Genomic DNA, 22980 nt, shown 5'->3' on the forward strand with positions numbered 1-22980 from the left:
AAGCGCTCATTTATATGAGAGATAACATTCAGCCACCTTTAGGTGGCTGAATGCATTATCCATAAAGCAGATAACGAAAATTAATTTATCGTCAAGGCGACGATTTTTAATGGATGATTGTCATCAAAGGCGGGGAAGTCAGGGTGACAGTGAAGCCACTGGCTGCTAGTGACTGTGCGGCCTTGTTTTTCAACACAACGCACTAAGCTGTCGTACCATGCTTGGCGATCCACTTTAGCGACATTATTACAGCAAACTATAGTGCCACCGGCTTTAGTTGTCAGCACTGCTGGCTTAAATAGGCCTTGGTAATCATTGACCAGATCGACTATACCAAAAGCACTCTTGGCAAAACGCGGGGGATCTAAAAACACTAAATCAAATTGAGTCGCGCGCAGTTTTGGGTATTTTGGCAGTTTTTGATTACGACGTCCGCCGATAGGTAAACCGGCTAATTGACGCAGTGCCGGAAACGCATCACTTTGGACAAACTCACACACATCAGTGACATTATTTAACTCGGCATTTTTTTGCCCAGCAGCCAATGCAAACGATGAGAAGTCGACATTCATGACGCGTCGCGCGCCGCCCATTGCCGCAGCAATACCAATGCCACACGTATATGAAAACAGATTTAATACGGTTTTATCTTGGCTATTGTTGCGAACAAATTCGCGGCCAATGCGCATGTCTAAAAACAGTAGTGGGTCTTGACCTTCATGACGTAATTTAGAGGTAAAGGCTATACCATTTTCATGGATAACTTGGGGTGATTGTGAGTAATCTTGGGCTTCATTTTCGCTATGGTTAGCAATGCGAGAATGGCTGCCTGAGCGATCGTTATATACGATATGGAAATCAGCATGGGCGCTAAGGATGCTTGATATGTCTTCAAGTTGTTGCGCCGTTAGCGTTTGGTGAAAGGTTTGGATTAACCATGCATCGCCGTAGCGGTCGATGTTTAAGCCATTTTCACCTTCAACAGTGCCATGAAAAACGCGATAACAATCGGTCTTATCGTGGGACGCTTGCTCAAAAAAAGCACTTCGTTTGGCTAGCGCATCGGCTAAAACAGCTTGAATAGACATGGGGGCTCGTTAAATGGTGTGGCAATTGGCGCGGATTATAGCAAACATTCCCATTTAGTGAACTTACGGCAGAGACTATTCCTCAGGCAGGTATACCTTAAAGGTTTTGTCGGCAATGATTTTGCCATTGAGGGTTAATGTCATGCGCCAGTTACCAAGTTTGTTGTTAACCGGCGCCCAGATGCAATCACCCAGATAAAAGCGCCAATCATTTTCCTTGATAAACACTTCACCCTCAAACGGTGGGCGAATGTTACCGTCATCGTCAGGAATGTCAGGATGATAAATACAGTAAGTTAGTATCTGGTTTTTGGCTTTTTTGATGCGAGTGATAAAGCCAAATTCAGTATCGATAAGGCCGGGCACATGGACCGTTGCCTGTAATAAGCGCGGTAGCTCGTCACTACTATTGTCCCACTGGCTAAAAATCCCACTGTAAATAATACTGACATCCGCTTTTAATTTACTCAAGCGCTACCCTTGTTAACTCTAGTGTTGATCATTTAAGTGTTTAATTGCCGCTTGTAACGCGAATTCATAACCTTGTGCGCCTAAGCCACAAATAACGCCCTGGGCTTTGTCAGAAAAGTACGAATGGTGTCTAAATGGCTCACGGGCATGTACGTTGGATAAATGCACTTCAATAAATGGAATAGCTACGCCAAGTATCGCATCGCGCAGAGCAACACTGGTGTGAGTAAAAGCAGCAGGATTGATAATAATAAATTGTGCATCAGTTGCATGAATCGCATCAATAAGCTGGTACTCAGCATTGGACTGAATATGTTCAAGTTGAACGCCAGCTAGGGCCGCATTTTTGCTTAACTCGTCAACAATAGTTGTCAGGGTCTGGTGACCGTAATGCCCTGGTTCGCGACGGCCAAGTAGATTTAAATTAGGACCGTTGATCAATAAAATTTTTAGGGTTTGGCTCATAATGGTTCCTGTAAACATCGCAAAGTAAGTCGATTTAATCTGCAGCACAAAAGCGGTTAACAAGCATTCTTACCGAAGACGGTTATTAGGTAAACCAAAAAATGCTCAACTCGCGCATAAGGTTAAACGATTGAGCGATGGAAGAGACACTTTTTATTAATAGTCAGATTTATTTTGGCGCATTGCCTTAGTGGCACCGCGTTGTTTCTTTGTTTCAATACGTCGTTTTTGACTGCCTTTTGTTGCCCTGGTAGGGATACGAGCTTTTTGCACAATACCCACGCTTTTTACCAGCTCAATAAACTGTTCTAATGCCGTTTGACGGTTAAAATCTTGGCTGCGTGATTGCTGGCACTTTATAATGATCTTACCGCTTTTAGTTATGCGATGGTCGGCTTTTTCGAGCAGTTTTTGTTGATAAAACTCAGGTAAAGACGATGAGGCAATATCAAAGGTGAGTTGAGCGGCGGTAGAGACTTTATTAATGTGCTGGCCACCCGCACCGCTTGAGCGGACAAATTGCCATTCAATTTCGTTGTCTTGCAATATGACTCGTTGAGTAATTTGTATCATTCGGGTGTGGTCGTCCCCTTAAATTGATTATCGATAAACCTATTCTTATACTTAATATTTCAAAAGTACGAGGGTTTATTTTATGTGGTATTGGCCTATTCTACCGTAATTGGACAAATTTTTCAGTGTTGTCATTTGACCACCTCTAGTCTGATCAGTTGGCTCGGAGCAACTAAAATTCTGATTGGCCTCTGAGTTATTACATATTTAATGAAATGAATAGAATAGTTTTGCTATTATTAGCGCCATTGTGGCTTTACACGATTACATCACCGTATAAAGTCTGTTCTATGGCCTGATTACAAGGCTGGAGTTGCCGTTATGTTGTGTCAAATTCCCGATATTTCCAAGGGTGTGATTAGTTTATTTGTCAGTGGCCGTTTATCGGCACAAGATTATCGTACCCGTTTACAACCTGCCATTAAGAGTTACCGTAAAGATTGGAATCAAGTGTGTCTGTATATTGAAGCAGATGTATTACTCGAAGGCTGGGAATTTGGTTCATTAACCGGCAGTGGTGAAGTGCAGTTACCTGAGTTTGATGCGCTAGTGTTTGTCGGTGGCCCTGATTGGGTGGGTAATTCGGTTAGGTTGATGGGGCCATTTATGCAAGGCGAAGTAGCATGGTTCCCATTAGAGCGTAAGCAAGATGCTGTCTCTTGGATTGCCAAACGTTCTGCGTGCTAGAAGCCGTGTGGTAGCAGCTTTTATATTGCTAACGATTATTTATGGCGAAAATGACTCATCATAAGCGTTAGCTAGTAGCAAATTATCAGCAACTGTTGCAAAATTCATCTTTAAAGGTCAGTAGGCCTTAGTATTAATCGATTACTCTAGAACAGGATTACTTATGTCATTATCAAAGCTTTTTGCCGTATCAAGTGCGTTATTGTTAACGCTTAGTTTAACGGCATGCGCCCCTGAAGTGGGTAGTGAAGCATGGTGTAAGCAAATGAAAGAAAAACAAAGTGGTGATTGGACTGCTAATGAAGCTGCCAATTATGCCAAGCACTGCGTATTTAAATAATATTGTTTAGGAGTGGGTGGTTGAGTTATCGCGTTTTGCCTTTTATGGCTAGTATAGCCAAATTACTGATTGCCATTGTGCTACTTCAATTTGTGGGCGCCAACATGGGCGCGCATCAGTTGCATGCGGGCAACAGTAACGAAGAGCAAAATAACCACCCACATCTGCAATTTACCACCGAAGTGATTACCCTTGCTGAATGTGTCGACTGTGCCTGTGCGCTCGACGGCTTAGGTATTCATTCTGTTAATGATGATCATCAGCATGCTGCCAGTAGTACCGATATTGAGCGCGTTGATGTGTGCTTAGATTGCCAGTGTCATGGCGGTCATGTGGCACTTGCTATGCTTAGCGATAATATCACCCATGAGCATTTTCATGATGCTTATGCCAATGTTAGCCTGCACTACTTAGCTCCAGAATCTTTTCCGACTTATCGTCCTCCGATAGCTTAATCCTGTTAAACAGCTTTTTATTGTTTAGATCTGCACCTTGATCTGCTCACATTGCGTAAATGAGTGCTACTTTTTTGCATTTTATTTTAACGTTATCTGACGCTTATTAAGGCTGGTGGCTAAACCGATTATCGTTGATTCCCTCTGGGGTTGTCGACGGTCTAGATTGTTTTTAGGATTGACCATGAAAACCAAATTAGTAGCACTTTTATCTTTATTGGCAGGATTAAATGCCGAATTTACCGTACCTCATTTCAAGAGTCGTGTCGTTATCATTGCTCAGTCAACAGCATGGATAAATAGCCAGAGGGGGCTATTGCTCTGTTCTGGGTTATTGACATCATTATTGTTATTGTCGAGCTTGCCTGTTCAGGCAAGCAATGAATCTACAGCAACTGACCACCAAGAGTTATTGTTAAGCTTAAATACTGAGCAAAGACAGTTAGCCGGAATTGAAGTGTCTGAATTGAGCCTACAAGCGTTTAATTTACAGGCGGTCGCGACCGCGCAATTAATCGTCGATAAAGACAAAACCATTACCATAGCCCCGCAACTAGACATGCAGATCCTCAAGCGTCATGTAGTGCCCGGAGAGCAGGTCACCCAGGGGCAGCCGTTGTTAACCATAGGTGGTGCTGACATTGCTGCTGCCCAAGCCGATTACATTAATGCCGCCACTGAATGGGATCGGATCAAGCGCATGACCCCAGGCACCATCAGTGCCAGTCAGCGGATGCAAATCGAAGTGAATGCCGAGTTAAAGCGAGCTATTTTACAAGCCATCATGATGACACCCGCGCAAATTAAAGCCTTAGCTAAATCACCGAGTTCGATTGGCCAGTTCCAGTTATTAGCACCTATCAATGGGCGAGTTCAACAAGATGTCGCGACGTTAGGCCAGGTACTCGATGCGGGTACGCCTTTAATGCAACTCACCGATGAGTCGTATTTATGGGTGCAGGCCGAGCTTACGCCTCTACAAGCGGATCAAGTGGATATGGGCCGCAATGTGTTAGTGCGTGTCGGTGATCGTACTCGTGACGGCATTATTATTGGTCGTTCCCATGAAATTAGTGCGCAAACCCGTACCGAGCAAGTGTTGGTGAGAATGGCAAATCCAGGCCATGAATTACATGCAGGAGAGTTTGCCGAATTGTACCTAGCGGAAGATAAGCAGGTTAAATCGGTTGGCTTTATTGTGCCTGATGCTGCGTTAACTCGCAGTGGTGATGGCGACTGGCAAGTGTTTATTGAGCAGGAGGGGAAGTTCAGTGCAGTCGAGGTGACTGTGGTTGAGCGTCAACGCGGGTTGAGTTTTATTCGCGGTTTAACACCGAAAACTCGGGTGGTGATTTCTGGGGCTTTTTTCTTAGCATCTGAGCAAGCCAAAGCTGGTTTTGACATCCACAATCACTAAGCGCTAGGACATCATCATGTTATATAAATTAATTGAGATTGCCGTTGAAAAGCGGTTATTGGTTTTACTTAGCTTGCTCGCAGCGGTTGTGGCTTCAATATTCATGCTGCCAAAACTAAATTTAGATGCGTTTCCAGATGTGACTAATGTGCAAGTGACCATTAACACAGAAGCTGAAGGTTTGGCTGCCGAAGAAGTTGAAAAACTGATTAGTTATCCGGTCGAGTCGGCTATGTATGCCTTACCCGCGGTGACTGAAGTGCGTTCATTATCGCGCACTGGTTTGTCGTTGGTGACAGTGGTATTTGCCGAGGGAACCGATATTTACTTTGCCCGTCAGCAAGTGTTTGAACAACTACAAGCTGCCAAAGAGTCGATTCCTGCGGGTGTTGGCACTCCTGAAATAGGCCCAAACACCTCAGGTTTAGGGCAAATTTATCAATACATTTTACGGGCTGAACCTGAAACCCATATCAGCGCATCTGAGCTGCGTAGCTTAAATGATTACTTAGTTAAGCTGATATTAATGCCAGTAAGCGGTGTGACCGAAGTATTGTCATTTGGCGGCGAGGTGCTGCAATACCAAGTGCAAGTTGACCCTAACAAACTGCGCAGTTATGGCTTGTCGCTGACCCAAGTTAGCCAAGCATTGGAAAGTAATAATCGTAACGCAGGCGGTTGGTTTATGGACCAAGGCCAAGAGCAATTAGTGGTCCGTGGTTATGGTTTATTGCCGGCAGGCGATGCTGGCTTACAAGCCATTGCCGACATTCCGTTAACCGAAATCAATGGCACGCCTATTCGAGTGGCCGACATTGCTAACGTGGCATTTGGTAGTGAAATAAGAGTCGGCGCAGTGACCATGTCGCGCAGGCAAGCTGATAATAACTCGTCATCCGATGTACAAGCCTTAGGTGAAGTTGTTGCTGGCGTCGTGCTTAAACGCATGGGCGCCAATACCAAAGCCACCATTGATGACATCAATTCACGTATTAGTTTGATTGAGCAATCCTTACCAAAAGGAGTGTCATTTGAGGTGTTTTATGACCAAGCCGATTTGGTCGAGCAAGCGGTGACCACAGTCGTTGAAGCGTTATTGATGGCCTTTGGGTTTATCGTGATTATTCTGGCGTTGTTTTTGGTCAACATCCGCGCCACCTTGTTGGTATTGCTGTCGATCCCAGTGTCGATCGGGATCGCGTTATTGATCATGTCTTATTATGGTATGTCGGCTAACTTAATGTCCTTGGGTGGTCTGGCGGTCGCAATAGGTATGCTCGTTGATGGCTCTGTGGTGATGGTTGAGAACATCTTTAAGCATGTTAGCGCTGAAACTGGCGCCAACCCAAATGCTGCTGCGCATCTTGATGGTGATCATCATGCTACTCGTAAAAGTGGCTCTGATGCTCAAACCCAAAGTATGGCGATTAGGGTCATGCTGGCGGCCAAAGAAGTGTGCAGCCCTATCTTCTTTGCGACAGCGATTATCATCGTGGTGTTTATGCCGTTATTTGCCCTTGAAGGTGTAGAAGGTAAGTTATTTCAGCCGATGGCGATTAGCATTATTTTAGCCATGATGGCGGCATTGGTGGTGGCATTATTTGCAGTACCCGCATTAGCGGTATTCTTGTTCAAACGCGGTGTTGTGGTGCGTCAAAGTAAAGTGCTGGCACCCATTGATGCGGTTTATCGCCGTATTCTGACACTGGTATTATCAAGCCCTAAATCGGTGATGTTAGCCGCTGTAGTGTTGTTTATATCAAGCATGTTGTTATTGCCAAAGTTAGGCACTGAATTTGTGCCAGAACTCGAAGAAGGCACCATTAACTTACGCGTCACACTGGCACCGACAGCAAGCTTGGCCACTTCTATTAACGTCGCGCCTAAAATTGAAGCCATGCTGCTGGAGTTTCCTGAGGTGGAATATGCCTTAAGTCGCATTGGCGCACCAGAGCTTGGCGGCGACCCCGAACCTGTGAGTAATATTGAAATCTATATTGGTCTTAAGCCGATAGAACAATGGACATCGGCAAGTAACCGCTTTGAGCTTCAGCGCTTAATGGAGCAAAGATTAGCGATATTTCCGGGGTTATTGCTGACCTTCTCACAACCGATTGCGACTCGAGTGGATGAGCTATTATCAGGGGTTAAAGCGCAGTTAGCGATTAAGATATTTGGCCCAGATTTGAGCATATTATCGGAAAAAGGTCAGGTACTAACAGACTTAGTCGCAGCCATTCCTGGGGCGGTTGATGTATCGTTAGAACAAGTCAGCGGTGAAGCTCAGTTAGTGGTTCGGCCTAAACGTGAAGTACTTGCACGTTATGGTATCAGTGTCGATGAGGTGATGAGTTTAGTCACTCAAGGTATTGGTGGTGCCAGCGCTGGTCAGGTGATTGACGGTAACGCTCGTTATGACATTAACCTGCGATTAGCCGCGCAATATCGTAATGCGCCTGATGCAATTGAAGATTTGCTCCTCAGTGGCGCCAATGGTGCGATTGTTCGTTTGGGCGATCTCGCTGATGTGGTGATTGAAATGGCGCCACCGAATATTCGTCGTGACGATGTACAGCGCCGCGTGGTGGTGCAAGCCAACGTGTCGGGGCGTGATATGGGCTCGGTGGTCAATGATATTTATGCCATAGTGCCGCAAGCTGCATTACCTGCTGGCTATACTGTGGTGGTGGGCGGCCAATATGAAAACCAGCAACGAGCGCAACAAAAGCTAATGTTAGTGGTGCCCATTTCTATCGCACTGATTGGCCTATTGCTGTATTTCTCGTTTGGTTCAGTCAAACAAGTGGCCTTGATTATGGCTAATGTGCCATTGGCATTAATCGGCGGCGTAGTGGCTTTATATGCTACTGGCACCTATTTATCTGTGCCCAGCTCCATCGGCTTTATCACCTTGTTTGGTGTTGCTGTGTTAAATGGTGTGGTGCTGGTGGACTCAATTAACCAGCGCAGACAATCATCAACTGAAAGCCTATACGACAGTGTTTATCAAGGTACAGTAGGGCGTTTACGTCCAGTGTTAATGACGGCACTGACGTCTGCATTAGGGCTGATCCCTATTTTGTTATCGTCTGGCGTGGGCAGTGAAATTCAACAGCCGTTAGCTGTCGTGATCATCGGCGGTTTGTTTAGCTCAACCGCTTTGACGTTATTGGTGTTGCCTACGGTTTATCAGTGGTTGTATCGCGATAAACTATCATTGTCATAAAGTCTATTCGCTAAATAATACTTCAATCTTAAGCCTAATCATCTGATTAGGCTTTTTCATTTTTATGAGTAAATCATGTAAAAAACTGCTTGCTTATTTAAGATTACAGCTGTAATTTAAACAAATAGATTACGTCTGTAATCCTTTTTTTGTCTTCACAAGTTTTAACAACAAATGAGCGGTATAGCATGAAAGAGATCAGCAATAGTGAATTAGTGGTGTTGCAGCAGCTTTGGCAACAGTCGCCATTAACCTCGAGCGAAGTGGTTGATGCCTTAGCACAAAGCCATGACATGCATGAGAAAACGGTGAAAACCTTGCTTAATCGTTTAGTTAAAAAACAAGCCGTCAGTTTTGAAAAACAGGGGCGGGTTTACCATTATTCACCGTTAATCGCTCAGCAGGACTATACCGTTAAAGAGTCGCTTTCTTTTGTGGATCGCATGTTTGCCGGCAAGTTAACCCCATTGGTTGCCGGATTTGCGCAGAAAAACAAACTGTCGGCAGAAGATGTCGCCGACCTGCAAACTTTACTCGATGATTGGCAAAAGGAACAAAAGTGATGATCAATTGGTTTATGGAACAAACCCTTTCACTGAGTATGGTGTGTTTGGCAATACTGCTATTACATCGGTTTTTATTGTCTAAGCTTGGCGCGCACTATACCTATTTTATGTGGATATCAGTGCCGCTATTTGTTTTTGCCGATTTACTGCAAATGATATTACCACAGCACTTTAGCTGGTTTGGCAGCAGTAATGGCGTCTCAGTCATCGAGCAATATTATGTGTTGGCGAATGATACTGTTGCCTTGTCGGCAGGTTTACTTGATCAACTCTATTTGCCTTATCTCTACGCCGCAGTGGTTGCCTTATTAGTGATTAATATCGTAATGGAATACGCCAATCTGCAACGGTTAATTAATGATGCAAAACCGCTAGAGGTAAGCTCTAGCAAGCTTAAGGTGCTGGTTCATTCTCAGATTGAATCACCTATGTTAGCGGGATTTTTCACCCCCAGTATTTTAGTCCCTCATAGCTTTATGCAACTCGATGACAGCCAGCAGCAAGCCATTATTCAGCACGAGATGTATCACTATCAACGTGGTGATTTGTGGATAAATATATTGGCTTATGGCTTAACCGTGTTGTTTTGGTTCAATCCCTTGATGTGGCTCAGCTACCGCCGATTTAGACAAGATCAAGAATTGTCATGTGATGCGCAAGTGACCGCCGACATGAAAACCCAAGCTAAAATTGCCTATAGCAAAACACTATTGGCCTATTCACAGCATGCACCTTTGAGCATGCTACACACCCCTTATGGGGACAAAACTATCTTAAAAGAGAGGATCTTACAGATGAAAAAGCAACATGGAAAAAGCACCCTAGCTTTGCTTGGAATGACCTTGGTTATTGGTATGAGTGCCTTTATGTTTAATCAGCAGGCATTGGCAGGTGACAATCTTAAGGCTAAAACCAACACTGATGCTATGGCAATGCCAGTAATCAGAATTGAGCCTACCTATCCAATAGATGCCGCTAAAGAAGGGCTCAACGGCTATGTGCAAATGATATTTGATATTAGCCCAGCAGGAAAAGTGAGTAATGTTAGGGTAATGAAGTCAGCGCCAAAACAAATGTTCGACGCATCGGCAGTTGAGGCGCTTGAACAGTGGCAGTATCAAACTTCAGCAGATGGTTTTAAAGACGTACAAGTACAGTTAGATTATGTGATCCATCAGCCTGAAAAATCAGTGGAGAGAATCACAGTAAATTAGGGTTTCGTCATATCGACAATACTGAAAATGATTCAATGCCTCATTGTTATGGGGCATTGAATCATTTTTAAATCTGAGGCGGTTTGGGCTTTAGTTTGAGTCCCAGTTTATTGGCAAGTGGTTCGATGGCGGCGCCTTGAACAATGACCGATATCAGCACAATAAAAAACACCATGTGGATCATTTCTCGCGAACCTTCAACACCTGCCGCAGCGGGGATCAGTGCAAATACAATTGGCGTAGCGCCTTTTAGGCCTATCATAGAGACAAACAAACGCTTGCGCCAAGTTGCTTGCCTAAAGGGCAGATAACACAATTGCACCGCTAATGGCCGTGCCACCAGAATAAGCAAGATAGCAGGCAGTAAAGACACCATAAACACAGGTAATAACTGCTGCGGGAATATTTGTAAGCCCAAAATAATAAACATTAATGATTGCGCTAACCAAGAAATCCCATTAAAAAAATGCTTACTGACTTCAGCACCTTTCTTTAAATAGTTACCAATAATTACTCCGGTAATGTAAACCGCAATCAGTTCGTTACCGCCTAATATTTCGGTACCAGATACTGTGATGGCAAAAGTCGCCAAAATAAATACAGGAATAAGTCCAAATTCAGGTAGTTTGATACGATTCAATGTCCAAACGGTTATTTTACCCATAAATAGGCCAATAATTGCCCCAACACCAATTTGTTGTCCTAGGTTTAATAGTATCGATATTGTTGTCGGAGCGCCGTTAGTACTATTGATAATGTAGTCGGTTAGCATGATAACCATCAGCAAGGCGACCGGGTCATTAGTGGCCGATTCGAATTCTAAAATAGTGCCGGTGCCGTGTTTTAATTTAAGTTTTTTGGATTCTAAAATAGAAAATACGGCTGCAGCATCAGTCGATGACACTACCGCCGCAAATAACATGCAAGTAATGAGGTTAAAGTCGAGTAAGGCATTCAGGATAAAGCCAAAAATGATCGTCGTGAAGATGACGCCGGCAGTGGACAGCATGCCGCCTTCTTTCCAAGAAAATTGAATATTTTTCATTGGTGTATTCAGCCCGCCCACAAATACTATGGTGTTTAATGCGAGAGTGCCAATCAACGAGGTCAGTTGCAGATCATCGTATACAAAACCAAATTCCCCATTACCAAAGGCAAGTCCTACACCCATGAAAATTAAGAGTGAGGGTAGGCCTAATGTCTTAGAAGGGTGATGGAGCAAAATGCCAATAGCAATAAGAATAGAGATCCCTAAAATAATGATATCAGATGGCATATAGGCACTCCTTGGCTAATTTAAACGTTACTAAATGGCTATTTTAACATTAAATTAGCCCAAACTTGCTTTATGAGTATTTATTAATAGTTATTAATATTAATTTATAACTCATCAGTGATTTGCACCAACTAGCATGCGTTCAGGTATCAGAGTTTATAAATAGCGGCTATGAGCCACTCTACTTTAGCTTTCATCATAATTGATAGATCTTTTTTCCTGCTCAACAATATTGGTTTGCCACATTTTCATTACATTATTTGGTGCTAATATCTGCATATAGAAGTGCATTGTGGAGACATCATGGCGATATTAATTAGTGTTTGGGGCGTTATTATCAGTTGTGTTGGGCTGTTTATGTTACTTAAGCCACAAGGTTTTGCTGATGCTATTGTTCTATTTAGTCGCCAAAGATATTTTCATGCTGTCGAGATCATTTCTCGGTTAATGATTGGCGCAGCATTGTTACTCGATGCGAGTAATACTTCATTCCCGCTAGTGTTTGAGGTTATAGCTAACTTACTGTTTATCATTGCGGTTTTTTTAGTTTTTATGACTGAGAAATATCATAAGATGTTTGCTTTATGGGCCGGTACACATTGTATTAGTTGGTTCAGACCTGCTGGTGTTAGTGCGCTGATATTTGGCTTATGGGCAGTATATGTCAGCATCAATTAACCAGTATTATTTGTTATGCAAACAGTTGTTAAGTTATTTCTTTGTCTTTTTTGTTAATTTTTTTCGCAAGTAAAATCCCTTCTAAGCCGCAGTACCATTGAACTTGAATATTTCTGAAATGTTAATGAAATGTAAGCGTAATATTTAAGCAGTCTCTTTGTCATTTTTGCAGGTTAGTTTGTCATCCAGCCAACTTACTCACATGCTTACATCCGTCTCCGGAGATGATAATGGAACTGAAAAATCTTTTTAAACTGACTGCACTTTCTACTGCTCTTGCTGCAACATTAGGGCTCGCTGGTTGTGGTGGCGATATTAATATCAATACAGGTAGTGATGTTGTTACCCCTACCACACCAACAACGCCAACTACTCCAACTCAGACAGCTCAAGAAAAATCATACAGTGGCTTTGCAACTAAAAGCACCACAATGACTGCTGTTGATGGAAAAGAAGTTTGGGTATTAAAAGGAACATTAGCGCCTTCAACCGCCGCATCAACCGTGACTACTGGTGGCCAAGATGGCGACAAAATTGTACTAGGTAATGATGTTGTTTGGCAGCTAGATGGTGCTGTCATCGCCGGTGGCGATAACGCCAATTCGGTTGAGTTATCTATTTTGCCCGGCACTAAAATACTCGGTGGTAGCGATTCTTATTTAGTGATCAGCCGTGGTTCAAAAATCATTGCCGACGGTACAGCAACTGCGCCAATCGTATTTACTTCAGTTGAAACCGCTTTAGGGCAAGAGGGTAAAGCGGGTCAGTGGGGTGGCTTAGTGTTGCTTGGTAATGCACCGGTAAACACATGTCCTGATTTAACCAATTGTTCAGCGTCATTTGAAGTGGGTAACCATAGCTACGGCGGTAACGATACTGAAGATAATTCTGGCTCAATCAAGTATGTACGCGTTGAGTTTGGTGGTTTCAAAATTAACGACACACAAGAAATGAACGGCATCAGTTTTGCTGCTGTAGGTGCGGGTACTGAAGTTGATCACGTACAAGTGCACATGAATAACGATGATGGTTTTGAATTTTGGGGCGGCAATGTTTCCGTTACCAATATCGTACTAACAGAAAACTTTGATGACTCGTTAGATTGGACTAACGGTTGGCAAGGTAGCGCACAACACGTTTATATTCGTCAAGCTGATAACGGTTCTAACCGTGGTATTGAAGCCGACAGTAACAGCGACGCAAGCGCATTACCTATGTCGAAACCAACACTCGCCAACTTCACTATCCAAGTCGCTAACGGCACTAACAGTGGCGGTGACGATGCAGAAGGCATTTTGTTCCGTAAAGGCACAGGTGTTAATGCTTATAACATGCTCGTTAAAGGTGATGTTGATTCGGGCGAATGTTTAGAAGTTAACGATGACGACACAGTAAACAATGCCAATACTGCAGAATTAATCATGCAGAACAGTTTAATTGACTGTGTTGAGCCGTTTAAAAATGCTAAGGCAGATGCAGCAGAAGGCCGTACATTGGCATTAGATGTTGAAGCATGGTTTAACGACCAAGACGGTAACTTAGTTGCTGCAGCAGATTTAACTGACTATATGCCTAATTCATCATCGGTAGCCTTAACCGGTGGTAAAGCTGACTTAAGCAACCTTGATTCTCGCTTAGTGAATGCCCAGTATATTGGTGCATTTGACGGTACAAATGATTGGACGACTGGTTGGACTACAGCAATCCATGATGATGCGACGCCAACACCAACTGAGCTGCCGGTGTTAACTTCTTGTCCTGTTGGCACCACAGCTTCAGCTGCGACAGCGGGTTTATATAAAGATGCATCAGTGACGCTTATTTGTACCCTAGAAGGGAATGTTCTGAGTAACACAACCTTACTTGCTGGTCAGAACGTGATGTACAAAATTGATGGCGGCGCTGTTCTTGTCGGGGCAGATAAAACCACATCGGCAACATTAGCAATTCAAGCGGGTGTTAAATTATTCGCGACATCTAACAGCTATATTGCCATTAGCCGTGGTTCTAAAATTATGGCTCAAGGTAGTGCTACTCACCCAATCGAAATGACGTCAGAAGAAGATGTTATTGCCGGTGCCACTGGTGAGCGCGGACAATGGGGTGGATTAGTTATCTTAGGTAACGGTTTAACAAATACCTGCCCAGATAAAACGGCTTGTGATGCATCTTTTGAAGTCGGTGACTTCCCATATGGTGGTAACGACAACGCAGATAACAGCGGACAAATCAGTTACGTAGTAGTTAAGTATGCTGGCTTTAAAGTCAATGATACTCAAGAAATGAACGGTATCTCATTTGCGGCAGTAGGCAGCGGAACTCAAGTAGACCATATTCAAATTCACGCTAACGGCGACGATGGCGTTGAGTTTTGGGGCGGTGCTGTAAACTTGAAATATGTCTACTTAACAGCCAACTTCGATGACAGCTTAGACTGGACCAATGGTTGGACGGGTAAAGCACAGTTTGTCTACATCACTCATGAAGACGGCAATGCAAACCGCGGTATTGAAGCTGATAGCAGCAGTGCTGGCGCAGCAGCGACCCCTGTTTCTGCCCCTAAGTTAGCTAACTTCACTATTCTACCCGGTACAGATACTGCAAACGCTAGCGGTGACAACGGCGAAGGTATATTACTTCGAGTGGGTACTGCTGGTGAGTTATACAACGTACTGGTGCAAGGCCGCAAAGGTAGTACTGCTGACACTGAGTCTGGTGAGTGTTTAGAGCTAGATGGTTCAGTATCAAGCTTGGTTGATAACGTGAATAACAACACCTTAGTGATGTCTCATTCAATTATCGATTGTAATGAGCCATTCAAGACTTCAGGTACTACCGCGATTAATACTGAAACCTGGTTCTTGGGTCAACAAGGTAACTCTGCAACGGCAGTGACTATCACTGACGGCATGCCAGCAGCAACCGATACAACACTACTTGGTAAAGGTAAAGATTTAAGTACAGATGATAGCTTCTTCGAATCAACCAACTTTATTGGTGCATTCGATGGCCAGAATGACTGGCGTCAAGGTTGGGCTTACTTTCCACAGTAATCACCTTTGATGAACTAAATCTGTGACCTATTAATAGCCGCTCGCAAGGGCGGCTATCTCTGAACCGCATACAGGATAGTATAAGTATGAAAACCAAGCCGAGTTTTACCGTTAATAAGTTAAGCCTTGCCATTATCTCTGTGATTTCTGCGGCAACGTTATTAACCACAACCCCCGTATACTCGCAAGAACCCGCGCCTGTTCGTGATCCTGGTGAAGTGATTCCGATTGAACCCATTGAAGTTATTTCAGTGACAGGGCGTTTACGCAGCTCAGCATCAGAAGCAACCGAAGAGCGTCGTGAACAAATTGCTGTAGCCGATATTATGGGCTCAGAACAAATTTCAAGAACCGGTGACGGTGATGCAGCAGCAGCGCTTCGTCGTGTGACAGGTTTGACCTTAAAAGATGGTAAATTTATCTATGTTCGTGGTCTGGGTGAACGTTATTCAAGTACTTCGCTTAACGGCGCGACTGTACCCTCACCGGATCCAACCCGTAACGTAGTGCCACTGGATATGTTCCCAGCATCGATCATTGAATCGTTATCGGTGCAAAAGTCAGCGTCAGCCAATGCGCCAGCAGCATTTGGTGGCGGACATGTGGATATTCGTACTAAATCTATCCCTGCAGATTTCTTTTTTAAAGCTTCAGTAGGCGGTCGTTATAACACTAATGACTCGAATGACAGCTACACCTATAACGGTGGTGGCGATGATTGGACTGGCCAAGACGATGGCACCCGCGGCATGCCAAGCAACATTAATAATACTATTGATCAATACGGTGGTATCAGCCCGATTGATATCGTCAGTGGCTCAAATGGAGCGATTAACTACCCTGCGGCGCAACAAATTAACCGTGAGTTAGCGTTAGATATGTATCGCGACATGACGCTACAAAGTCAAAGTACTGATCCTGCCGTGCGCGGTGATATTGCCATTGGTGATCGTTGGGACATTAGCGACGACATCATTTTTGGTGCTTTGTCTGCGGTGTCGTACAAGAAACAAGCTGAAAATTACACTAAACGTGAAGTTGAACTTGATGGTGACAGCAGCCAAGTGCAAGTTGAAAACCAAAAAGATATTGTTGGCACCGATTCGATAGTGCAAGTGTCTGGCATGTTGAACTTAGGTTTAGAAATTGGCTACAACCATAAAATCGAAACCTTCACCACTTATCTTCAAGATACCTCAGATGACGTATCAACGGGTATTGAAGAAACTATCGATACCTTAGGCGAGCCTAATGCACTGCAAGTTTATGCTATTGATTACGAAGAACGTTCGTTAATCAGCAATCAAATAAAAGGTCATCATTTCATTGAATATTTGAATGATGCTGAATTTAATTGGAAGTTTTCTGATGCACGTTCTGAGCGTTATGCACCAAATGAAGTGTCGTATACCTATAACGTGATTTTAGATACAAACAACCAGTTACTCTCTCGCAATCTTAACACTCAAGATGCACCTAAGTATGTCTACAGTCGCTTAGAAGATAACACTCAAAACTACGCCTGGGACTTTACTTACCCAATCAATTTAGATGCCACAGTGATTAAACTGACAACGGGTTATGAATATTTTGAACGCACCCGAGAAAGCTATGCTACCCGCTTAGGTTTTGATGTTGATTTAAGCCCAACAGATGTTAACGGTGGTATTTTATCCGGCGACTTTAATGATATTTTCTCTGATAAAAATATCAACGACAACACTCTAGGGCTAGAGTTGAAAGACGCGTCAACCGATACTGAAGACTACATTGCCGCCGAGAAAAACGATGCTGCGTTTGTGAGCATGGACATCGACTTTGACGATGTATGGCGAGTCTATGCTGGTCTTCGCTACGAAGACTTCCGCCGTGTCACTTTGCCTATTGACCCAAATGGACAGATTTCAGATGAAGGTGGCCGTTACGATTTGGCTGATTATGCCATCGCTGAAGATGGTTGGTTCCCGTCGTTATCATTAACCTGGAAACAAACCGACACCACTCAGTGGCGTTTAGGCGCAAGTAAAACCATAGTGCGTCCAGATCTACGTGAAGTGTCGCCAGTTCGCTTCCAAGATCCGGTTACCGACTTTGATTTCTTCGGTAATCCAGAACTTAAGAGCTCCGACATTCTAAACTTCGACTTACGTTGGGAATATTACTCAGATTCGGGTAACAATTTCAGTATGGGCGCGTTCTACAAGGATGTAGATGCACCGATTGAACCTATTCAACGTATTTCAGAAGCCGGCCGTCAGCTGAAGTTTTATAACGCCGAGTCGGGTTATGTGTATGGTCTTGAAACCGAGTTTTTACAAGAATTGGCGTTTTTGGGCAGCGAAGGCAGTATTTGGGAAGACTTCTTTGTGGCGGGGAACTTAACCCTTGGCGACTCAGAAATCAATATCGCTGCTAATGGCGAAATTGACCCAACCAATCAAACGCGTCGTATGACTGGGCATTCACAATGGGTGGCTAACTTACAATTAAGTTACGACTCATCAGACAGTTATCACAGTGCTACATTGGTATATAACGTGTTTGGCGAACGCATTGCCTACGGCGGACGTGGTGGTTTAGATGATGTATTAGAAAAGCCATTTCACAGCCTAGATTTTACCTATAGTTTCTTCCCGACAACCAGCACTACTGTGAAGTTAAAAGCGAAGAATATCTTAGGTGAAACCACGGAATACCAACAGCAAGATATTGAAGTTTATGCCAAAAATCCTGGCACTGAATTTACCTTGCAGTTTAGTTATCAATACTAATACGCGTTAGTTTTAAGACTTAGAAGAGTACTGGTTTTTAGTGATTTTTACTCATCATTTCAATCGCTAAAAATGTGCACGGCCACTTTCTTCGGAACAAAGAAAGTGGCCTTTTTAGGTTAAGCTTATTATTTAGGTGTCAATTTAAACAGCATCATATTATAAGTGTTCGTGGCACTGTTTTTACTTCGTTTGCTGATTGGTTAACTAATGGCAATGTCGCCACTACACTAGGGCCTAAAAAGATTTAAGAACAAAACATATTACGAAATTTATGTCTGCAATACGCTTACATACATCCTAAAGAGTCACTAATTGATAAAAACCATTCTATTGGATAATAGTAGTTTGCAATCGAATGGGTAAAATAAATAGTAGTATTTTTAGGTAAAATTAAAATTATTTAGCAGGGATAGCTAATGAGCAAACGTTTACAGTGGCCCGGTCGTTTCATATTACTGGTTTTTTTAGCACTTGCTTACCCTATTCTAAGTCATGGAGTTGATATGTTTGATTGGTTTAAAAAAAGTGAAGTCTTTTTAAGCTCAGAAGTTAATGGCGTTATTACCAAAAATGGTAACACAGTGGCTAATTTAGAGGTGACGCGTTCATTAATGTATATTGATGAAAAAGATCATCTTGATGTGGCTATTACCGATAGTAAGGGTCATTTCCATTTTCCTCAAAAAAGCATTCGTTCATCTATTCCTAATAGACTTTTCTCTGAAGATAGAGTGTCACAACAGATTACTGTAGTTTACGATAATGAGCTGCTAGCAATATGGTCTGCTAACCATATTGGTATTGAGGAAGTGCCAGAGTTTTCTAAAAAGCTATCTTTTATGAATTGTGAATTGACCGATAAGCGTGTGAGTTTTCAATTTAACAATACCAATAACGAACATCTTGATCATATGGCTTCAAGCATCTGCCGCTGGGGTGAGGATTATACTCCTGTATTAGTTTATGATGGTGACAAGGAATATATTGTTGAAGATGGTGATTTTAATAAACTAACGGATCGTTTTACAGGCAAGGAAGTCGAATTATGAGTAACACAATTTCACCTAGCACTGCAGCTAGTATAGCCTCAAGAGTATATGATACTAGGAAAAATAAAAGTTTTAAGAGTGACTTTCATCTTGATTTTATTAAAAATTTTAAAATAACTAATAGTCAGATCCAAGGCGTTAGTGGTGGCTTAGTCCCGAATTCAACTCCGAAGTGCGACACTCGCCAAATTAAGCTGCTAAGTGTTGAAACACAACAGCTGGCTGCTTAAACTTCAAACATTTCTTAGGCCGGTAATTAATCCTGTTCTGCGTAAACAAGATCATGTCATCACTTACCTTTCTTAAATCACTGCTTTTTTTACATATTGCCTTAACAGACCATTGGTATTCTCATTAGCTCCACGTTCCCAAGAGCTATACGGATGAGCAAAATAAAACGCTGCGTCTAACACCTTAGCAATGACTTCATGATGAGCGAATTCACGGCCATTATCGGCAGTGATAGTGAATGAACAATCGTTTACAGTGGCCCTGTCGTGTCATATTACTGGTTTTTTTAGCGCTTGCTTACCCTATTCTAAGTCATGGAGTTGATATGTTTGGTTGGTTTAAAAAAAAGGAAGTCTTTTTAAGCTCAGAAGTTAATGGTGTTATTACCAAAAATGGCAATCCAGTGGCTAATTTAGAGGTGACGCGCTCATTAATGTATATTGATGGCAAAGACCATATTGATGTGGCTATTACCGATAGCAAGGGTCATTTCCATTTTCCTCAAAAAAGCATTCGCTCATCCATACCTAATAGACTTTTTCTCTGAAGACAGAGTGTCGCAACAGATTACCGTAGTTCACGATAATGAGCTCTGTCTAATATGGTCCGCCAACCATATTGGTATTGAGGAAGTGCCAGAGTTTTCTAAAAAGCTAACTTTTATGAATTGTGAATTAACCGATAAGCGTGTGAGTTTTCAATTTAAAAATATGAATAACGAACATCTTGATCATATAGCTTCAAGTATCTGCCGCTGGCAGGCCGATTATAAGCCTATTTGGCTTTATGATGGAGAGAGTAAATATCGTGTAAATAATTATGATTTGAATGATTTAACAAAACGGAAATAAAGGAATATTCCCACTATGAGTAAAGCACTTTCACCTAATATTGCAGCAAGTGTTGCTTCACGTGTATATGACATTAGGAACTCTAAAAATTTCAAGGATTCATTTCACCTTGAATTTAGCGACAACTTTGATATCACTAACAATCAAATACAAGGTGTTAGTGGAGGCTTAATTAATCAATTATTGAATCGTAGTACTGGCTTTGCATTAACGGCACAAGGGACATCTCGAAAATTTAAACAGCATCATATTATTGGTGTTCGTGGCACTGTTTTTACTTCATTTGCTGATTGGTTAACTAATGGCAATATTGCTATAACAGCAGGGTCTAAAAGGGCAAAGCATACTGCGAATTTATGTCGGTAATACGCTTATATTCACCCCAAAGAGTCACTAATTGATAAAACCCATTCTATTGGATAATAGTAATTTGCAATCGAATGGGTAAAATAAACAGTGAGTATTTTTAGGTAAAATCGAAATTACTATTTAGCAGGGATAGCGAATGAACAATCGTTTACAGTGGCCCCGTCGTGTCATATTACTGGTTTTTTTAGCGCTTGCTTACCCTATTCTAAGTCATGGAGCTGATATGTTTGGTTGGTTTAAAAAAAAGGAAGTCTTTTTAAGCTCAGAAGTTAATGGTGTTATCACTGAAAATGGTACCCCAGTGGCTAATTTAGAGGTGACGCGATCATTAATGTATATTGATGGCAAAGACCATATTGATGTGGCAACGACTGATAGTGAAGGTCGTTTTTACTTCCCGAGAAAAACAATCAAGTCATCCATACCGAATAGGCTTTTCGCAGAAAATCATGTGTCACAGCATATTACAATTGAACCCAATGGTGAGTTACTTCCATTATGGATAGCAAATCATGTCGGTATTACTGAGGTTCCTGAGTTTTCAGAAAAATTATCTAAAATTACTTGTGATGTAGTAGATGCTCAGGTGGATTTTGGATTTAAGAATAATAATAATCCGCATCTTGATCATATGGCGACAAGCATATGCCGTTGGGAAGCAGATTATAAGCCAATCTGGTTGTACGATGGTGAGAATGAATACCGTGTAAACAATTATGATTTGAATGATTTAACAAAACGGAAATAAAGGAATATTCCCATTATGAGTAGAGCTCTTTCACCGAATGTTGCGGCAAGTGTTGCAGCGCGAGTGTATGACATTAGAAGCACTAAAGGTTTTAAATCTCTGTTTCACGAGGAGTTTCGAGATAACTTTGATATCACTAACAGCCAAATACAAGGCATTAGTGGAGGCTTAATTAATCAACTATTGAATCGCAGTACTGGCTTTGCATTAACGGCACAAGGGACATCTCGAAAATTTAAACAGCATCATATTATCAGTGTTCGTGGCACTGTTTTTACGTCATTTGCTGACTGGTTAACTAATGGCAATGTCGCCATAACAGTTGGCCCTAAAAGTCTTGAAGTACACTCCGGCTTTGAAAAAGCTTTTAGCAGTATGCAGTCTGAATTTAATGATTATGTAGCACTACATAAACCTCATTGTTTACATGTTGTTGGTCATAGTTTGGGTGGGGCTATTGCGCAATTAACAGCGCTTTGGGCAAGCGAGAGAGGTATTGATACCAAGTTATATACCTTTGGTGCGCCAAGGGTTGTTACTGAGAGATGTGTTCACCAAGCCTCTACCAATATCGAGCATTATCGTGTTACGCATGGTGCGGACCCTGTACCAGCAGTTCCTGTATGGCCCTTTAGTCATACTGTCGGTGAGTACCAAACATCAATGAACAGTGGATCTTTTTTCTCGATTGGTGCGCATTCAATGGTTGAAGCCACACCTGGTTATGTCAATACCGTTGCATCATATAAGAGCTATAGTGCGATGAATAGAGCACTTAAAACGCTTAACCATAAGCATACGGTACTAAAATATGATCAACGTCATAATGCATCATTCTCTCAACGCTGGCAGCAAATCATTACCGATGCTTTAATCACTCTTTTGAAAAAAACAGGTCAGTATGCATTAATCCTCGCTCAAGCTTCTGTAAGTCATGGTTTGCAGTTTTATGACATATTGGCGCGTTGTTTACACGGCGTTGTTGTTAAGTCATCCGGTGAAATAGCTGAGGAGTTAAGGGGTTTATTAGGTCACATGCTAGTGTTTGCTGGAAATAGAATACAAACGGTTAAAGAAATGAGTGTGAAGTTTATTCGCTGGGTTTTAGGCTTGATGATAAAAACACTATATACCACCGCAAAACAAGCTATTGAGCTGGTATCTTAAACCTAGATTGACGATGAAATCCTCAGTGAATAGATTAGTGCCCGAGTGCTCAACGGCCAACGTGAGTCGTGGTGTTGAGGCTACACCAGATCAAAGGGGCAAAGTGTTTGTATCCCTTTTAAAATCCTCTGCACCCCATCGAAAAAATGCTGAAAAGCGCATATTTTCGATGGGGAGCTATCCCGCTTTAAAGCGTATCTGTAGTCAGCTCCGGCCATTGTCGTCTAATACAACAGTACCTAACGGTTTCGATGGGCTGCCCTTGGCCCAATGAAAGCTAGC

At 42.5% G+C, this 22980-nt stretch carries 22 protein-coding genes and 1 pseudogene; 17 read left to right on the forward strand and 6 right to left on the reverse strand.

Going from position 1 to position 22980, the window contains the following annotated elements; all coding sequences use genetic code 11:
* Positions 1 to 80: 80 nt before the first annotated feature.
* The 4 genes from ACED29_RS03985 to arfB form a co-directional block, all read right to left on the reverse strand.
* Positions 81 to 1088, reverse strand: coding sequence for a class I SAM-dependent rRNA methyltransferase (locus tag ACED29_RS03985; protein WP_182696788.1), 1008 nt, complete (start codon positions 1086 to 1088; stop codon positions 81 to 83).
* 75 nt (positions 1089 to 1163) lie between these two features.
* Positions 1164 to 1559 carry a DUF3859 domain-containing protein gene (locus ACED29_RS03990; RefSeq protein WP_182696787.1) on the reverse strand — a complete coding sequence of 132 codons (396 nt, stop codon included), beginning with the start codon at positions 1557 to 1559 and terminating at the stop codon, positions 1164 to 1166.
* Positions 1560 to 1577: 18 nt separating this feature from the next.
* Positions 1578 to 2024: a type II 3-dehydroquinate dehydratase gene (gene aroQ, locus ACED29_RS03995; protein ID WP_182696786.1), complete on the reverse strand. Its 447-nt coding sequence runs from the start codon at positions 2022 to 2024 to the stop codon at positions 1578 to 1580.
* Between the two features lie 156 nt (positions 2025 to 2180).
* The gene (gene arfB, locus ACED29_RS04000; protein WP_124015178.1) at positions 2181 to 2597 is read right to left on the reverse strand and encodes an alternative ribosome rescue aminoacyl-tRNA hydrolase ArfB; all 417 of its coding nucleotides are present in this window, start codon (positions 2595 to 2597) and stop codon (positions 2181 to 2183) included.
* 321 nt (positions 2598 to 2918) lie between these two features.
* Between arfB and ACED29_RS04005 the strand changes: the two genes are divergently transcribed.
* From ACED29_RS04005 to ACED29_RS04035, 7 genes are all read left to right on the forward strand, one after another.
* Entirely contained in the window at positions 2919 to 3284 is a 366-nt protein-coding gene (locus tag ACED29_RS04005) for an STAS/SEC14 domain-containing protein (protein ID WP_124015177.1), read from the forward strand.
* 163 nt (positions 3285 to 3447) lie between these two features.
* Positions 3448 to 3624 carry a DUF3012 domain-containing protein gene (locus ACED29_RS04010; RefSeq protein ID WP_371697099.1) on the forward strand — a complete coding sequence of 59 codons (177 nt, stop codon included), beginning with the start codon at positions 3448 to 3450 and terminating at the stop codon, positions 3622 to 3624.
* A gap of 44 nt (positions 3625 to 3668) precedes the next feature.
* Entirely contained in the window at positions 3669 to 4079 is a 411-nt protein-coding gene (locus ACED29_RS04015) for a hypothetical protein (protein WP_182755630.1), read from the forward strand.
* 184 nt (positions 4080 to 4263) lie between these two features.
* The gene (locus ACED29_RS04020) at positions 4264 to 5496 is read left to right on the forward strand and encodes an efflux RND transporter periplasmic adaptor subunit (protein ID WP_371697100.1); all 1233 of its coding nucleotides are present in this window, start codon (positions 4264 to 4266) and stop codon (positions 5494 to 5496) included.
* Between the two features lie 16 nt (positions 5497 to 5512).
* On the forward strand, positions 5513 to 8722 hold the full coding sequence (locus tag ACED29_RS04025) for an efflux RND transporter permease subunit (RefSeq protein WP_371697101.1): 3210 nt from the start codon (positions 5513 to 5515) through the stop codon (positions 8720 to 8722).
* Between the two features lie 188 nt (positions 8723 to 8910).
* The gene (locus ACED29_RS04030) at positions 8911 to 9285 is read left to right on the forward strand and encodes a BlaI/MecI/CopY family transcriptional regulator (RefSeq protein WP_371697102.1); all 375 of its coding nucleotides are present in this window, start codon (positions 8911 to 8913) and stop codon (positions 9283 to 9285) included.
* A complete protein-coding gene (locus ACED29_RS04035) occupies positions 9285 to 10502 on the forward strand; it encodes a TonB family protein (protein WP_371697103.1) in 1218 nt (405 codons plus the stop codon). The genes ACED29_RS04030 and ACED29_RS04035 overlap by 1 nt, the downstream gene beginning before the upstream one ends.
* 67 nt (positions 10503 to 10569) lie before the next feature.
* Here the strand turns inward: ACED29_RS04035 and ACED29_RS04040 are convergent, their stop codons facing one another.
* Positions 10570 to 11778, reverse strand: coding sequence for a potassium/proton antiporter (locus ACED29_RS04040; protein WP_371697104.1), 1209 nt, complete (start codon positions 11776 to 11778; stop codon positions 10570 to 10572).
* 303 nt (positions 11779 to 12081) lie between these two features.
* Between ACED29_RS04040 and ACED29_RS04045 the strand changes: the two genes are divergently transcribed.
* The 5 genes from ACED29_RS04045 (at position 12082) to ACED29_RS04065 (ending at position 19562) form a co-directional block, all read left to right on the forward strand.
* Positions 12082 to 12456, forward strand: coding sequence for a hypothetical protein (locus tag ACED29_RS04045; RefSeq protein WP_371697105.1), 375 nt, complete (start codon positions 12082 to 12084; stop codon positions 12454 to 12456).
* Positions 12457 to 12686: 230 nt separating this feature from the next.
* On the forward strand, positions 12687 to 15509 hold the full coding sequence (locus tag ACED29_RS04050) for a hypothetical protein (protein ID WP_182696782.1): 2823 nt from the start codon (positions 12687 to 12689) through the stop codon (positions 15507 to 15509).
* An 86-nt stretch (positions 15510 to 15595) separates the two neighbouring features.
* Entirely contained in the window at positions 15596 to 18280 is a 2685-nt protein-coding gene (locus ACED29_RS04055; protein WP_371697106.1) for a TonB-dependent receptor domain-containing protein, read from the forward strand.
* A 419-nt stretch (positions 18281 to 18699) separates the two neighbouring features.
* A complete protein-coding gene (locus ACED29_RS04060; RefSeq protein ID WP_371697107.1) occupies positions 18700 to 19332 on the forward strand; it encodes a DUF6795 domain-containing protein in 633 nt (210 codons plus the stop codon).
* Positions 19329 to 19562 (forward strand): hypothetical protein, encoded by a 234-nt coding sequence (locus ACED29_RS04065; RefSeq protein WP_371697108.1) that lies wholly within the window; start codon positions 19329 to 19331, stop codon positions 19560 to 19562. The genes ACED29_RS04060 and ACED29_RS04065 overlap by 4 nt, the downstream gene beginning before the upstream one ends.
* On the opposite strand, the pseudogene ACED29_RS04070 reads toward ACED29_RS04065, so the two are convergent.
* Positions 19522 to 19799: pseudogene (locus ACED29_RS04070) on the reverse strand (IS30 family transposase); the annotation flags it as partial. The gene ACED29_RS04065 and the pseudogene ACED29_RS04070 sit on opposite strands and share 41 nt — an antisense overlap.
* Before the next feature lie 89 nt (positions 19800 to 19888).
* On the opposite strand from ACED29_RS04070, the gene ACED29_RS04075 reads away from it, so the two are divergent.
* The 5 genes from ACED29_RS04075 (at position 19889) to ACED29_RS04095 (ending at position 22698) form a co-directional block, all read left to right on the forward strand.
* Positions 19889 to 20110: a DUF6795 domain-containing protein gene (locus ACED29_RS04075; protein ID WP_371697109.1), complete on the forward strand. Its 222-nt coding sequence runs from the start codon at positions 19889 to 19891 to the stop codon at positions 20108 to 20110.
* A gap of 7 nt (positions 20111 to 20117) precedes the next feature.
* Complete coding sequence (locus ACED29_RS04080) at positions 20118 to 20414, forward strand: DUF6795 domain-containing protein (RefSeq protein ID WP_371697110.1); 297 nt, start codon at positions 20118 to 20120, stop codon at positions 20412 to 20414.
* A 15-nt stretch (positions 20415 to 20429) separates the two neighbouring features.
* Positions 20430 to 20780, forward strand: coding sequence for a hypothetical protein (locus ACED29_RS04085; protein WP_371697111.1), 351 nt, complete (start codon positions 20430 to 20432; stop codon positions 20778 to 20780).
* Between the two features lie 139 nt (positions 20781 to 20919).
* On the forward strand, positions 20920 to 21531 hold the full coding sequence (locus ACED29_RS04090; protein WP_371697112.1) for a DUF6795 domain-containing protein: 612 nt from the start codon (positions 20920 to 20922) through the stop codon (positions 21529 to 21531).
* A 15-nt stretch (positions 21532 to 21546) separates the two neighbouring features.
* Positions 21547 to 22698 carry a lipase family protein gene (locus ACED29_RS04095; protein WP_371697113.1) on the forward strand — a complete coding sequence of 384 codons (1152 nt, stop codon included), beginning with the start codon at positions 21547 to 21549 and terminating at the stop codon, positions 22696 to 22698.
* The last annotated feature ends 282 nt before the right edge of the window (positions 22699 to 22980 follow it).

This window comes from Shewanella sp. 5S214, from assembly GCF_041439795.1.
In the GTDB taxonomy this organism is placed as follows: Bacteria; Pseudomonadota; Gammaproteobacteria; order Enterobacterales; family Shewanellaceae; genus Shewanella; species Shewanella vesiculosa.